Below are 15,527 nucleotides of genomic sequence, written 5' to 3'. Positions count from 1 at the left end.
AGCTACCTACCTTAATTTTTCAACTTTAGTTTCTGTAACACTATCTTTATAGTTTTCTTGTAATGACTCGTTATCTTGCTTAATTATCTTTGAATCAGCATCTAATGCTTGTTGGATTTTTCCTTCCATCTCCATTCCGTAATCAAGAGATTTATCATAAATAAATTTAAGATTTGGAACTATTCTAAGATTTAGTGATTTAGCTATAGATGATCTAAAAAAGCCCTTTGACTTATCAAAAGCTTTAGATATATATTGAGCTTCCTGAGTGTCTAAGCAGGTATAGTATACCTTTGCATAAGATAAATCCTTAGAAAGCTCTATCTCTGTAATAGTTGCAGTAGCAAGCTTGGGATCTTTAATTTTTGTACGCAATAGTAAAGATATTACTTTTTGTAACTCACTCGCCACTCGTTGCACTCTACCTTCTGCAGCCATAACTATAACTCCTTAGCAACCTCAATAACTTCAAATACTTCTATCTGGTCACCTTCACGGACGTCATTATAATTCTTGACACCGATACCGCACTCCATACCTTTTTTAACTTCATTAGCATCATCCTTAAATCTCTTAAGTGACTCAAGGCTACCTTCATAAATAACCACGTTATCTCTCAAGACACGAATAGGATTTGTACGTTTAACAGTACCTTCAACTACCATACAACCAGCAATTGAACCAAATTTAGAAGATCTATAGACCTCCCTAACTTCCGCAATACCAATAATTTGTTCTTTCATTTCTGGAGATAGAAGACCAGTCATTGCTTTTTTAACATCATCTATCAAATCATAGATAATATTATAATAACGAAGCTCTACACCATCTGTTTCAGCAAGCTTTTTCGCAGCACCATCAGCACGCACATTGAAACCAACAATCACAGCCATAGACGCAACTGCTAGTGTCACATCAGAAGAAGTAATAGCTCCAATTCCACTTGCGATAATATCAACCTTAACCTCATCTGTCGAAAGTTTAAGTAAAGACTCTCTAATTGCTTCAACTGAACCCTGCACATCACCTTTAAGAATAATTTTAAGAGTTTGTTGTTCACCTTCTTTGCCCATATTGCTAAACATATTGGACAACTTAAGTGCTTGCTCTTGAGCTATTTTAGCTTCTTTCTGTCTTTGAGATCTTTGTGCCGCAAGCTCTTTAGCCTTCTTCTCATTATCAATAACGACTACATCATCACCAGCTGCTGGAACACCAGACAGACCAAGTATTTCTACAGGAGTAGCTGGACCTGCTGTTTTAATCTTCTTACCTAGATCATCATGCATAGCTCTGACTCTACCGTACTCAGTACCACACAAGATATTATCGCCTTGCTTAAGACTACCGTTTTGAACCAGTACAGTCGCGACTGGACCACGCCCTTTCTCTAAGCGAGATTCAATAACAACACCTTCAGCCAAGCCCTCAGCAAACGCCTCTAATTCCAGAACTTCTGATTGTAATAATACAGCATCTAATAGTTCAGCAACACCCTCACCAGTTTTAGCGGAAACATTAGCAAACATAACATCTCCCCCCCAAGATTCTGGAATCACATTACGCTGAGCTAGCTCACCAATAACCCTATCTGGATCAGCTTCTGGTTTATCAATCTTATTTACAGCTACAACAATTGGAACACCTGCTGCTTTAGCATGCTGAATAGCCTCTTCAGTTTGAGGCATAACCCCATCATCTGCGGCAACAACTAGAATCACAATATCTGTACTTTTAGCACCACGAGCACGCATTGATGTAAATGCCTCATGTCCCGGAGTATCTAAGAATGTAATCGATCCTTTACTCGTTTCAACAGAGTATGCACCAATATGCTGTGTTATACCACCTGCCTCTCCTGCTACAACCCTTGCTTTACGTATATAGTCCAACAATGAGGTCTTACCGTGATCCACATGACCCATAATAGTCACAACTGGTGCACGAGAAATCTTTTTATGCAAACTTCTATCAACTGTAGTAACAGCTTCTTCAAGAGCGTTTTCATTATGCAATGTATACTTATGACCCATTTCTTCAACAATCAGGACAGCTGTCTCCTGATCTAATGACTGATTAATCGTAGCCATCACACCCATATTAAACAATACTTTAACAATTTCAGCACCTTTTACAGCCATTTTATTAGCTAAATCACTAACCGTAATACCTTCATGTATTTCAACTGTCTTCACTGTATTTTCAACAGGTTTTGTAAACTCTTGTTTTTTAACTTTAGGAGCTTTTAGTTTACCTTTTTTACTGCCAAACTCATCAAATGAATCCATATCACCTGCAAGCTGTGACAATTGTCTTGGATTAGCCTTTTTGAAGCCTTTACCACCAGCTTTTTTAGCCTTTGATTTTCTCTCTTCCTCTTCCCTCTTGTACTTAGTATTACTATTAGCAGGTTCAGAGAAAACTTTCTTTGTAGCTTTTTTCTTAGTTTGTTTAGCAGCAGCAGACTTTTCATCATCTTGAGACTTAGTTTCTTGTACCTTAACTTCAGGCATTGATGTGATTTTAAAGCCACTATCTTTGACAACAGGTTTTGAGACAGTTTTTTCCTGCTTTTGCTGTTCAGCATTAACATGTTGCTCTTGAGCATTCACACTATCAGCTACTTGATTTTCTTTACTATCAACTATTGGCTTAGACTCTTCAGTATTAGACTTCTCTACTTTTATAGCAGGTTGTTCTTCTACCTTCTTTGCAACTCGTCTCTTTTTCTTAACTGATACATTTATCTTATGTTTACCATCAAGCTTAAGTGAAGTCACTTTCTTCCTAGCAACTGAATTCTTTGTACTATTAACCTTCTCTAAAAGAGTCTTCATCTCTTCTGGACTTAAAGTATCTTTTTCACTATTCTTTTCAATACCAAAAGATTTAAGCTGATTCAGCAAAGTGCTTACATCTTTATTTGTTTGTTGTGCCAACTGCCCAACTGTAATTTCTGCCATTTCCCTCTCCTTTGTACTATTTTGATTCGTACTTCCTATTCAAACCAAGGGGCTCTTGCTTGCATTATCAAATCTGTTGCTTGTTTTTCATCAATAGCAACAATATCAAGCAACTCATCTACAGATAGCTCTGCTAGATTTTCCATTGTTACTACATTATTTTGAGCTAACTTATTAGCCAGCTCCGCATCCATACCTTGCATATTAAGCAAGTCTTCTGCAGGCTTCTTACCACCTAATGCCTGAGATAATATTACAGCTTTTGCTCTCTCTTGAAGTTCATCTACTATCTCTTCATCAAAACCTTCAATCTCTAGCAGCTCATCTCTATCAAGATACGCTAAATCTTCCAATGTTTCGATACCTTCTTCGATTAACACTAGTGCAAAGTCATGATCAATATCCAATGCGTCCACAAACTTTTCAACTATCGTCATTTGTTTCTCTTCTTGCTCAGTATCAGATAAAACATTTATCTTCCAACCAATAAGAGCACTTGCCAATCTAACATTAACCCCATTCTTACCAATAGCTTTTGATAGGCTTTCTTGCTTAACTACAATATCCATTGAGCTAGTTTCTTCATCAACATTTACTTCCAAGATATCTTCAGAGTCAACTGGTGACAAAGAGTTGATTGCATATTGAACCATATCCTCATCCCATAGAATAACATCTACCTTTTCACCACTTAGCTCACTCATAATAGAGTGTATTCTAGATCCTCTAACACCAACACAAGCACCACATGGATCTATTCTCTGATCATTACTTTTAACTGTTACCTTTGATCTAAAGCCTGGTTCACGAACAACATTTACTACGTTTATCAGCTCTTCTTCTACTTCAGGAACCTCAAGCTTAAACAACGCCTTAAGCATCATATTGCTAGCACGACTAAGCATGACTGTGCTTGGTTTGCCAAACTCATCAACCTCGACATTCTCAACACATGCTCTAATTTTATCACCAACACGGAATCTTTCTCTCGAAATCAAGTCTTTTTTAGGTAGGATACCTTCAGCGTTATTACCAAGATCGATAACAAGGATCTCATAGGTTGCTCTTTTAACCTCTCCGTAAACAATATCACCAATTTTACTTTGATAAAATTTAGCTGTTTTCTCTCTTTCAAAATTTTTGATTTTTTTCATTAAAATCTGTTTTGCCATAGTAGCAGCAATACGCCCATATTCTTTGACCTCGACAGACTCACGTATTACGTCACCAGCTTTAACATCATAGCCCTTTTCTTGTGCAACATCTTCATAAAGTTCTTTTGAATAATCAATCAAATCTTCATCTTCAGAGACAATATGCCAAACTCGATCTGCTTTAAAATCTCCTGTAACCCTATCGATTTTAACTTCGATATTCATGTGCTCATCAAGCTCTTTTTTAGTTATAATAGCCAATGCTTCTTCCATAGCCTCGAACAAAAGATCTTTTGAAATATCTTTTTCATTTGCTACAGTCTCTAATACTAACAATAATTCTTTGCTCATACCTAATCCCTCTATCTAACTAAAATCTGGCGAAACTCTAAACTTCTTAAGCTCATCAAAATCAAAACTGACTTCTTTACCATCATCAAGCTTTAGAGTAACATCATTGCCTTCAACTCTCTCAAGCACACCTTTAAATTTTGTTTGAGACTCAACTGGTGTTAAGGTAACTGCCTTAACATTAAATCCTATCAAAGCTTGTGCTTGAATAATATTAAAAATTTGGCGATTCATACCCGGAGAAGATACTTCTAGAACATACTTATCTGAGATAGGATCTTCCACATCAAAAATTGCACTTACCTCTTTACTTACAACCTGACAGTCATCAACTGAAACACCATTCTCATGATCAATAAAGATACGTATTGTAAGCTTACCAGTACCTACAACCTCTATTCCCCATAAAATATAGCCTAAATCAGCTGTGATGGGTTCTACTATTTCATACAAATCATCTAGTAACATTTTCACCCCTTAGATTTTGCATACCCTCTAGATAGCAAAAAGGCCCTTGAAGGGCCTTTATAAAATAAAAACTTTTGGTAGCGGGGGCAGGATTTGAACCTACGACCTTCGGGTTATGAGCCCGACGAGCTACCAAGCTGCTCCACCCCGCGTCTATGAGAATATATAATAACAACATTTTAGTAGATGTCAAGCCTTATAATAATCTCTTTTTTTAAATACTAAACTCTCTTATAGCATCTATCATAACTTTTACATTGTCAGGGTCAATATCAGGATATATTCCATGACCCAAATTTACGATATAATTATTCAGCTTATCTGACTGAATAAACTCCATACTTTTCTTAACCGTACTTCTGATACTATCAGGTGTGCCATACAAAAATGCCGGATCAAAATTGCCTTGCAGAACTTTACCTACACCTATCCTATGGCGTGCTTGATCTAGAGTTACACTCCAATCAACGCCAACCCCATCACATGACTTATCTTTAAACTCCTCAAAAAAGTTTGCCCCTCCTTTTGTGAAGAAAACTACAGGAACATTAGATTTCTGCTTCACATTTTTAGCAATATACTCCATATACTTTAATGAAAATTCTTTATATTGTTCTAAAGGTAGAATTCCTCCCCAAGTGTCAAAAATCATTAAAGAACTAGCACCGGCTTTGACTTGCTCAAGCAGGTAAATCACTGTTATATCCGCTAACCTTTGAAGAAGTGCGTGCATCAATTGAGGATTTGCATACATCATTTTTCTTAGTTTATTAAACTGTTTTGAGCCAGAGCCCTCAACCATATATGCAGCAAGTGTCCATGGACTTCCAGTAAAACCTATAAGAGGTACATTTACAGCAGCCTTCGTAGTTCTAACAGCATTGTAAACATATTCCAAATCACCAACACTATTATCAATAGATTTCAACCTACTCAAGTCTTTTTCTGACTCAATAGGATCTGAAAATACAGGACCAACACCCTTGATAAATTTCAGATCCATACCCATTGCTTCAGGAATAGTTAAAATATCTGAAAATACAATTGCAGCATCAAGATCATATCTTTCTAGCGGGTGTAGTGCCACCTCACAACAAGCATCTGCTTTGCGACACATATCCATAAAGTTCTCAAACTTTGATCTTACTGCACGATATTCTGGTAAATATCTACCAGCTTGACGCATTATCCATATCGGTGGTTTTTCTAATTTCTCATGCTTAAAAGCATCCAAAAACAACTCTCTCATACTTAACATACCTTTAAATTTATTATGAAGGACTATTTAAAAAACTTGTCCATTTTTCTGTAACCTATAGCTTCTTGAATTGCTAGTTTTTCAATTTTCTTGCATCCGCTTAAATCTGCTATTGTTCGAGCAACTTTGAGTATTTTATAGTACCCTCTGGCTGATAGTCCAAGCTTTTCTATAGCTAGTGTTAGCATTTTTTTACTTTCTTCATCAAGGTCACAAACCTCGTCTAGCTCTTTACTTGTTAGCATTGAATTTATTTTACCTTGCCTAGTGATCTGGATATCTCTTGCCTTTTTAACTCGCTCCCTAATTATACTACTTTTTTCACCTCTTAATTCTTGATTTGTTAGATCCTCTTTTGCTAGCTCAAGAACCTCAACTTGTAAATCAATTCTGTCTAAAAGAGGTCCTGAAAGCTTACTTTGATACCTTTTAATTGATTGAATTGAATCTGAGCACTCTTTATACTGCGATCCTAAATACCCACACGGACAAGGATTCATAGCAGCTATCAATTGGAAGTTCGCTGGATACTCTACCTGACACTTTGCTCTAGAAATATTTACAACTCCAGTCTCAAGAGGCTCTCTTAAAACTTCTAAAACTTTGCGATTAAACTCTGGCAACTCATCAAGGAATAACACGCCATTATGAGCTAAAGATATTTCACCAGGCATAGGATTGCTACCACCTCCAACCAAAGAAACACCTGAAGAAGTATGATGAGGATGACGAAATGGTCTTTTATAAAAACTTTCTGCTATCCCTGATTCACCTTTAATTGAAGCAATCATCGCTGATGAAAGGGCTTCTTTCTTGTTTAATGGTGGCAAAATAGAATTAAGCCTACTAGCAAGCATAGTCTTACCAGTTCCCGGTGGACCAACTAAAAGAATATTATGACCACCTGCTGCTGCAATTTCCAAAGCGCGTCTAGCCTGATATTGTCCTTTTACATCTTCTAAATCAGAATACAGTCTCTCAAAGTCAATTTCTTGTAATTGCTCTACCGAAGTTTTATCGTCACCAGATAAAAAACCTACGATTTCTTTTAGAGTCTCAAAAGAATAAGCACAAACATCTTCAACTAAAGCAATCTCTTTTTCATTATGAATAGGTATCACAAGTTTTTTGTTATTCGCAACACACTTAATAGCCATCGGTATCGCACTAGAAATTTTCCTAAGCTCACCACCTAGAGACAACTCTCCAGCAAACTCGAAATCTCCAACATTTCTAACAATATTTATTTGGCCTGATGCATATAAAATACCTAATGCTATAGGCAAATCAAATCTTCCACTACTCTTAGGTAAGTCTGCAGGGGCAAGATTAATTGTGATACGTTTATTTGGAAAATTAAATCCCGAGTTTATGATAGCACTTCTAACACGATCTTTGCTCTCTTTGACAGCTGCCTCTGGTAAGCCTACTATTGATAAGCCAGGCAGACCATTTGACAAATGAACTTCTATCGAGACAAGCGGTGCTTCAATACCCAATTGAGCTCGACTTTTTAGAATTGCTAAAGACATCTCACTCTTTCTCAGCTATTAATTTATCCAACTTAGCTTCGATCTGCTCTAATTTTTGACGTGTTTTCAAAAGAATTTTTTTCTGTATTTCAAACTCTTCTCTACTCACTACATCAAGTTTTTTTAAACTTTTATTAATAATATTATCTTTCGAGTTTTTGATTACATCATTAATTGGACCTAAAATTTCTTTCATAGAAAAACAGCATTAAATCATCTTTACATAAAAGTATAAAAGTTATGACAAGAATAGGCAATAAACTATTGAAACTTAAATAACGTTAGTAACTTGAGTAAGAACACCAAGAAGAAGCATTGGCATAATACCTAAGAATAAAAGAACTAAACCATTGATACTTAGTGCTATAAGAGATGTCATTGGAGGCTTAACTGTCTCATTATTCTCTGGCTCATCAAAATACATAGTTCTAATAACTCTTACATAATAGAATGATGCCACAACAGCCATAAATAGCACAAAACATGCCAATACATAACTGCCATCATTAATTAAGCCCATAATAACAAATAATTTTGCTATGAAACCACCGAATGGAGGAATCCCTGCCATAGAGAACAAAACTATCAGCAGTATAAATGCTAACCAAGAGTCTTTTGTATTGAAACCTTTTAGATCTTTAAGATCTTGAACTTCATAACCGCCAACAGAGATTGTAGTTAATACCCCAAATGCTGCTAGAGTAGTAAAAACATAAACTATTACATAGAAGCTAGCTGCTGTTAAGGCATAACCTTGCGGATTAAGTGTAGTAGCTAACAAAACAAAACCTATTTGCGATACTGTAGAATAACCCAAAAGTCTCTTAACGTTTGTTTGCGATAAAGCCACTAAACTACCAAAGAATATCGACAATATACCTATAACTCTGAATAAGTATATCCAAGAATCTTTAAGCGATGGAAAGCCTACAAATAAAATATTAACAAGCATAGCAAATGCTGCTACTTTTGGAATAGTCGCAACAATATTGGCAACGGCATTTGGCGCTCCCTGATAAATATCCGGCAACCACATATGAAATGGGAAAGCTCCTAACTTGAATAAGAAAGTTGCTATCATCATAACTAAACATACAAGTAAGAACTGCTGCTCTAAGCCTGTGAAATTTCCTTGTGAAAGTGCAGTTGCAATATCAGTAATATCAAGTTGACCTGTCATACCATATACAAATGACATACCAAATAACAATAAAGCTGAAGCAATAGCTCCTAATACGAAATATTTAATAGCAGCTTCAAGGCCTGTACTAGAATCTCTATAAATTGCTATTAGTGCATACATTGGTAATGACAATAACTCTAAACCAATATAGATTGTAACCAAACTATGTGCAGCTGTAAGAACCATCGCACCTAACACACACAGCATCAAAAGTGTATAAAAATCACCGTCAGATATTTTTCTATCTTTCACATACTCTCTTGAGTATAGCGCCACGAATACTGCCAATACAAGTATCACTAACTGTAACGTATAAGCAAAACCACTGAATACAACTTGCCCCTCAAAAACAGAGCTACTATTTTGGATTAAGTATTCTTTGGCAAAAGTAGCAACAAGAGCAAGTAGCGTAAATACTTGAAAGAATATGTAGTTAATATTCCTAATTTTACCGTGTAAAAAAAGCCCAGAAAACATTACAACTATCACACCTAGTGCTAATAGTATTTCTGGCAATATATAAAGAATTGATAAACTCATAATCAAAACACCACCCTATAGAGATAAACCAACAATATTAGCCGAAGCAGCTTCTGAAAGATGCAGTATCGGCTCTGGATAAAAACCAAACAATAAAGTTGGTACCGCTAACAATATAAATACAAATAGCTCCATCTTATTCAAATCAGTCAGGTTCGCTACTTGCGTAGATACCACTTCTCCAAAAAACACCCTCTTATACATCCATAGAGTATAAATTGGCGCTATAACCAAAGTTAAACCAGCAATTAATGCTATTAATGGAGAGTACTGGAATACAGCCAACAAAATCATAAACTCGCCGACAAAGCCACTAGTGCCTGGTAAACCTACATTAGCCATACAGAAAAGTAAGAAAAACATTGCGAATATTGGCATAGTCTTAGCCACACCTGAGAAATCTGATATTTCTCTTGTATGCATTCTTAAGTATAGATAACCAATACCAATAAACATGCCACCAGAAGAAAACGCATGAGCAATCATCTGAAATACAGCACCCTGTAGTGCTAATTGCGCATTAGTTGTACCAAGTACAGGATCGGCACTCTTAAGTATGAAAATAGAGAACAAACCTAATGTAACAAGACCCATATGCGAAATTGATGAATATGCTATCAGTCTTTTGACATCAGTCTGAGCAACTGCAACCACACCTACATATACAATAGCTATCAAAGACATAATTATCAGTACGTACTCTAATGATGCTGTAACTTCAGGTAGCATTGGTATTGCAAATCTTAAGAAACCATAAGCACCTAGCTTAAGCATAAGTGCTGCAAGTATAACAGAACCTCCAGCTGGAGCCTCTGAGTGAGCATCTGGTAACCATGAATGGAACGGCCACATCGGAATTTTAACAGCAAAAGCTAAGAAGAAAGCACCAAATATTAACCATTGAGCAGTAAGTGTAAACTTAACAGAGTCTGCCAACCCATTTGACTGAGCAGCCCACGCGATAAAGTTTTGGATTGAATAGGTGTCTGCACTTACCAATAAGTCAGCTGGAGATGCCGCTACTCTTGTTTGAATATATAAAATCGCAGCTAGTAAAAATACCGAACCAAAGAAAGTATACATAAAATATTTAACAGCCGCATACGCTTTGTTCTTACCACCCCAAATACCTATACCTAAACAAGTTGGAATCAATAACGCTTCCCAAAAAACATAGTAAAGTATAGAGTCTGTTGCACAGAAGACACCATTTGTTAGACCACAAGTAATCAAAAATATCGCCATGTATTGTCTAACTTTTGTTTTGATAGAAGTCCAAGCTGCTAGAACAATAACTAAAGTAGCAAAACTTGTTAAAACAATAAATAAAACTGAAAACCCATCAACGCCTAGACCATAATAAATATCATGCATGCCAAATACCTTGAACCATTTTGCTGATTCTTGGAACTGCATTGCAGAACTACTATAATCAAAAGATGCCACCAGAGGTATGCATAAAGCCAGAGTTAAACAGCTAAATACCAAAGCTACCCAACGTGCAGCATCACCATGCAACTCTTTTGTTCTTGTCGCTAATACAACAAAGCCACCAACTATTGGAAGCCAAATTATTAAACTTAATAAGTAATTACCTAAATTCATAATACTAGTTTACCCTCTACCTATACTGATATTAGCAAAATCATAAATAACAACACACCGACCATCATTACAAAAGCATAGTCAAACAGATATCCACGTTGAATTTTTCTAAAACTATCACCAGTATGATAGATCAGACTAGATGTGCCATGTACAATCGTTTTGTCTATGATAAAGATATCTACTGCTTTCCATAGGAAAGTACTAATAGCCAAGAAGATATTAACAAATACAACATCATAAAGAGTATCAATAAAGTATTTCTTAACTAAAATATGATAAACAATACCAAACCCAGACTTAGCATTTGCAAGCACTCTTGGTATAACTGGCAACCACATATACAAAATATAAGCCAAAGCCAAAGCACTAAAAGCTAACCAGAATGGTGCCGTTGATATTGAATGTTTTATAAATGCCATAGAACTAGCTGTAGCAGGTTCACTAGCAAGATGAGCTGTAACAGACTCTCCACCTAGTCCTGCCTGAATATATGAAGTTATAGTATCACCAAATAAACCATGATTTTGCGATAAAATACTTGTGAAGAAATACTCGCCAACGAATACTGAAGGTATAGCCAATAATACCAATGGAATTAGTATACTAAACGGCGACTCTTTGATATGAGACTTCTCTTCTTCTGACATTCTCTCTTTACCATGGAATACCAAGAAAAACATTCTAAAAATATAGAAAGATGTCACAAATGCACATGCTAATACCATGTAGTACGCAAACTGGTGACCGTATACAGTCGTAGACTGCGCCGCTTCAATAATTAAATCCTTTGAAAAGAAACCTGAGAATGGCGGTAATGCTGCAAGTGCCCAAGCACCTATAAGCATACATAAATATGTAACAGGCATATACTTTCTTAAGCCACCCATTCTACGAATATCTTGCTCGTGATGCATCGCAACTATTACAGAACCAGCCGCCAAGAATAATAATGCTTTAAACATAGCATGCGTCATCAGATGGAACATCCCAATAGAAAATGCTCCTGCGCCCTGAGCTACCATCATATATCCAAGCTGAGAAAGTGTACAATATGCAATTACTCTTTTTATATCTGTCTGTACTATCGCAATTAAGCCCATAAACAAACATGTAATCGCACCAATAATAAGCACAAAACTTAGTGCAGCAGGTGATAGTACAAACATTGGAGAAAGTCTAGCAACCATAAATACACCAGCTGTAACCATTGTAGCAGCATGGATTAGTGCTGAAATTGGTGTCGGACCTTCCATTGAACCCTCTAACCATGAATGTAGCGGAAATTGAGCAGATTTACCCATAGCACCAACAAAAAGAAGCGAGCACATCAATGTAACAGGGCTGAAGCTCAAACCTAAGAAGTGAATAGTTTGAGTATTATCAATATTTGATAAAGCTGCAAATACCGTTGTATAGTCAACAGATCCAGTATATAAAATAACCGCCCCAATACCTAACAAAAAGCCTAAGTCACCAATCCTATTTACGATGAACGCTCTCAAGCTAGCAACGTTAGCCTTATCTCTATTAAAATAAAAGCCAATTAATAGGTATGAAAATAAACCAACACCTTCCCATCCAAAAAATAGCAATAAGAAGTTATTGCCCATAACTAGGCAGAGCATTGCAAAGGTAAATCCTGAAATATATGCAAAAAATCTTGCATAGCCTTCTTCACCTTTCATGTAACCAATAGAGTAAACATGTACTAATGTTGATACAAAAGTTACTATCAACATCATGTATACAGTTATTTTATTTACAGTAAAACCAACATCAAATGTAAACTTATCTGAAATCGGAGCCCACTGATAATAACTTACAGAATAAACTTCTGACCCAGCAAAAACACCATAGGCTAAAATTACACTAAGGACAAAAGAAAGACCACATAAAGAAATTGTAAAAAAGTTAACACCTGCATTCTTTACAGACTTGCCACCAAATCCAGCAATCAGAGCACCAAGCAATGGTGATAACACTATGACTGCTATTAGTACAGCTGCTACTTGAGTATTTATTATCATAGCTTGCTCTTAACCTCTTAGTGTATTGAGTTTACTTAAATCAATAGTTTTACGTTTCCTAAATATTGCCACAACAATTGCCAAACCAATTGCTGTCTCAGCTGCTGCCACAGCCATTATAAAGAAAACAAAAACGCCACCCATCGCTTGATGGTGCATATTAGCAAATATCAGAAAATTAGTATTAACTGCTAGAAGCATTAACTCTATAGACATTAAAAGTATAAGAATATTTCTTCTGTTAATAATTATGCCCGCAACACTTATTACGAATAGCAATGTACTAAAAATCAAACCATTCGTAACCGAAACTGAAATACTATTCATCTCTAGCGCCCTCTCTATTACTTGGTATCTTAACCATAGTTAGACGATCTTTTGCTCTAACTTTGACCTGTTGTGCAGGATTTACAGACTTGTTACCTTTACGCTTAGATCTCAATGTTAGTGTAATTGCTGCTGTCATTGCTGCTAATAAAATAAAATCAACCAACTCAAATACATATAGATTGCTATTATCAAACATAGTTAATCCTATAACCTTAAGTCCACCAACACCACCTTGCATAGAGTCTCCCGCGAATACTTTAGTAGCGGCATAGCTAATCACTGTAGCAAATATTGCACAAACTATAATAGCTGCAAAAGCATAGAAGAATCTCCCTACTCTACCTTGTTTCTCTACGTGTAGATCCAACATGAATACCACGAACAAAAACATTACTAGAACCGCACCTACGTATACGACTATCAACAATAATGCCAAGTATACTTGCTGAAAAATTATCCATACAGCTGCCGTAAAGATGAATGTGAAAATCATTGCTATTACAGAGTTTACTGGATTATTTGCCAAAACCAGCACTAAAGCAGAAATAATAGCCAGTGATGCAAATATGTAAAATAAAATATCTGTTACTACCATTTCTCTACCTAAAATCCTTATCTTGTAATCTATCAGCTGCTATCTGCGCTTCATATTTATCACCAATAGCTAAAAGCTTAGCCTTTGTCATAATATTTTCACCACGTTCTTCAAAGTGATACTCAAGAATATTAGTCTCAACAATAGAATCCACAGGGCATGATTCTTCACAATAACCACAAAAAATACACTTAAATAAATCTATTTCATAACTAGATGTTCTACGTGATCCATCCTCTCTCTCAGTAGAGTTGATTGTAATTGCTAATGCTGGACATACAACCTCACACAACTTACAAGCAATACATCTTTCTTCACCGTTCTCATAACGTCTTAAGGCATGCAACCCTCTAAACCTATTAGAGATAGGAGTTTTCTCATCAGGATATTGCACAGTAACTTTACGTGTAAAAAAGTGCTTACCTGTGACCTTCATCCCTTTTAGAAGTTCCCAAAGTAGAAAGGTTTTAAAAAAACTTGTTATATTTCTCATAATATTATCCTTTTTACCACCAAGGTCCTACACCAAACCTAACCATACAAGCCACTACTACAACCCAAACAAATGTTAAAGGTATAAATATCTTCCAGCCTAAGCGCATAATTTGGTCGTATCTATATCTAGGGAATGTCGCACGCACCCACAAGAACATAAACATAAATATACCCGTCTTAGCAAACAACCATACAACTCCTGGCACAAAGTTAAATATAGCTTCTAAAGGAGTAGCCTCAAATGGTGAACACCAACCTCCCAGAAACATGATTGAAGTTAAAATACTAATCAAAATCATATTTGCATACTCTGCTAAAAAGAATAGTGCAAATCTAGATCCCGTATACTCAATATGATGACCAGCAATAATTTCCGACTCACCCTCAACCACATCAAAAGGTGCCCTATTAGTCTCAGCAATACCTGCGATAAAGTACACTACGAATAATGGGAACAAAGGTATAAAGTACCAATGCCACAGACCTCCGGCTTGAGACTCAATAATGCCTGTTATGCCCATAGAGCCAGCCGCAATTACAACACCAACTATTGCAAATCCCATAGCTAATTCATAAGACACAACTTGAGCACCTGCTCTGAGGGCACCAAACAAAGAGTATTTACTATTGGATGCCCATCCTGCTATTACAATCCCATATACTGAGAAAGATGTCATTGCCAATATATATAACAATCCAAGATTCATATCGGACAACACTACACCTTTCGAAAAAGGAATAACTGCCCATGCCGCATAAGCAGGTGCAAATGCTAAAATTGGTGCTACAAAAAACAAATATCTATTTGAATTAGTCGGAACAACAATCTCTTTAAGAAAAAGTTTCAAAGCATCAAATATCGGTTGCAATAATCCAAATGACCCTACTCTATTTGGGCCCAATCTATCTTGCATATATCCTATAACTTTACGCTCAGCATAAATATAGTAAGCAACCACAAGTATAAGAGGAATAACTATTAGCAATACATAAAGTACTGTCCATAATATATATGCTAGCATA

At 36.1% G+C, this 15,527-nt stretch carries 14 protein-coding genes and 1 tRNA gene; all 15 read right to left on the bottom strand.

Annotated features, from left to right (window positions below; genetic code table 11):
- Positions 1-6 precede the first annotated feature (6 nt).
- Positions 7-438 carry a 30S ribosome-binding factor RbfA gene (rbfA, locus tag F7308_RS02735; protein ID WP_013922321.1) on the bottom strand — a complete coding sequence of 144 codons (432 nt, stop codon included), beginning with the start codon at positions 436-438 and terminating at the stop codon, positions 7-9.
- A gap of 2 nt (positions 439-440) precedes the next feature.
- Positions 441-2,963 (bottom strand): translation initiation factor IF-2, encoded by a 2,523-nt coding sequence (infB, locus tag F7308_RS02730; RefSeq protein ID WP_013922320.1) that lies wholly within the window; start codon positions 2,961-2,963, stop codon positions 441-443.
- Between the two features lie 35 nt (positions 2,964-2,998).
- Positions 2,999-4,468, bottom strand: coding sequence for a transcription termination factor NusA (gene nusA, locus F7308_RS02725; protein WP_013922319.1), 1,470 nt, complete (start codon positions 4,466-4,468; stop codon positions 2,999-3,001).
- Positions 4,469-4,483: 15 nt separating this feature from the next.
- Entirely contained in the window at positions 4,484-4,936 is a 453-nt protein-coding gene (gene rimP, locus F7308_RS02720) for a ribosome maturation factor RimP (RefSeq protein ID WP_013922318.1), read from the bottom strand.
- A 75-nt stretch (positions 4,937-5,011) separates the two neighbouring features.
- Positions 5,012-5,088: transfer RNA gene (locus F7308_RS02715), tRNA-Met, on the bottom strand.
- Positions 5,089-5,150: 62 nt separating this feature from the next.
- Positions 5,151-6,185: a uroporphyrinogen decarboxylase gene (gene hemE / locus F7308_RS02710; RefSeq protein WP_013922317.1), complete on the bottom strand. Its 1,035-nt coding sequence runs from the start codon at positions 6,183-6,185 to the stop codon at positions 5,151-5,153.
- Between the two features lie 32 nt (positions 6,186-6,217).
- Positions 6,218-7,726: a YifB family Mg chelatase-like AAA ATPase gene (locus tag F7308_RS02705; protein ID WP_013922316.1), complete on the bottom strand. Its 1,509-nt coding sequence runs from the start codon at positions 7,724-7,726 to the stop codon at positions 6,218-6,220.
- A gap of 1 nt (position 7,727) precedes the next feature.
- Positions 7,728-7,922, bottom strand: a complete 195-nt coding sequence (locus F7308_RS02700; RefSeq protein ID WP_012280351.1) for an accessory factor UbiK family protein — start codon at positions 7,920-7,922, stop codon at positions 7,728-7,730.
- Between the two features lie 75 nt (positions 7,923-7,997).
- Positions 7,998-9,449, bottom strand: a complete 1,452-nt coding sequence (locus F7308_RS02695) for an NADH-quinone oxidoreductase subunit N (protein ID WP_013922315.1) — start codon at positions 9,447-9,449, stop codon at positions 7,998-8,000.
- 15 nt (positions 9,450-9,464) lie between these two features.
- Positions 9,465-11,054 carry a complex I subunit 4 family protein gene (locus F7308_RS02690; protein ID WP_004286963.1) on the bottom strand — a complete coding sequence of 530 codons (1,590 nt, stop codon included), beginning with the start codon at positions 11,052-11,054 and terminating at the stop codon, positions 9,465-9,467.
- 20 nt (positions 11,055-11,074) lie between these two features.
- Positions 11,075-13,084, bottom strand: coding sequence for an NADH-quinone oxidoreductase subunit L (nuoL, locus tag F7308_RS02685; protein WP_013922314.1), 2,010 nt, complete (start codon positions 13,082-13,084; stop codon positions 11,075-11,077).
- Between the two features lie 9 nt (positions 13,085-13,093).
- Positions 13,094-13,411 (bottom strand): NADH-quinone oxidoreductase subunit NuoK, encoded by a 318-nt coding sequence (gene nuoK, locus F7308_RS02680; RefSeq protein WP_004286961.1) that lies wholly within the window; start codon positions 13,409-13,411, stop codon positions 13,094-13,096.
- Complete coding sequence (locus tag F7308_RS02675) at positions 13,404-14,009, bottom strand: NADH-quinone oxidoreductase subunit J (RefSeq protein ID WP_013922313.1); 606 nt, start codon at positions 14,007-14,009, stop codon at positions 13,404-13,406. Before F7308_RS02675 ends, nuoK begins: the two co-directional genes overlap by 8 nt.
- Before the next feature lie 4 nt (positions 14,010-14,013).
- Complete coding sequence (gene nuoI / locus F7308_RS02670; RefSeq protein WP_012280348.1) at positions 14,014-14,502, bottom strand: NADH-quinone oxidoreductase subunit NuoI; 489 nt, start codon at positions 14,500-14,502, stop codon at positions 14,014-14,016.
- A 13-nt stretch (positions 14,503-14,515) separates the two neighbouring features.
- On the bottom strand, positions 14,516-15,526 hold the full coding sequence (gene nuoH, locus F7308_RS02665; protein WP_013922312.1) for an NADH-quinone oxidoreductase subunit NuoH: 1,011 nt from the start codon (positions 15,524-15,526) through the stop codon (positions 14,516-14,518).
- Position 15,527 lies beyond the last annotated feature (1 nt).

The sequence above is a fragment of the Francisella salina genome, assembly GCF_000219045.1.
In the GTDB taxonomy this organism is placed as follows: Bacteria; Pseudomonadota; Gammaproteobacteria; order Francisellales; family Francisellaceae; genus Francisella; species Francisella salimarina.
This window is presented reverse-complemented; position numbering and strand designations above follow the sequence as displayed.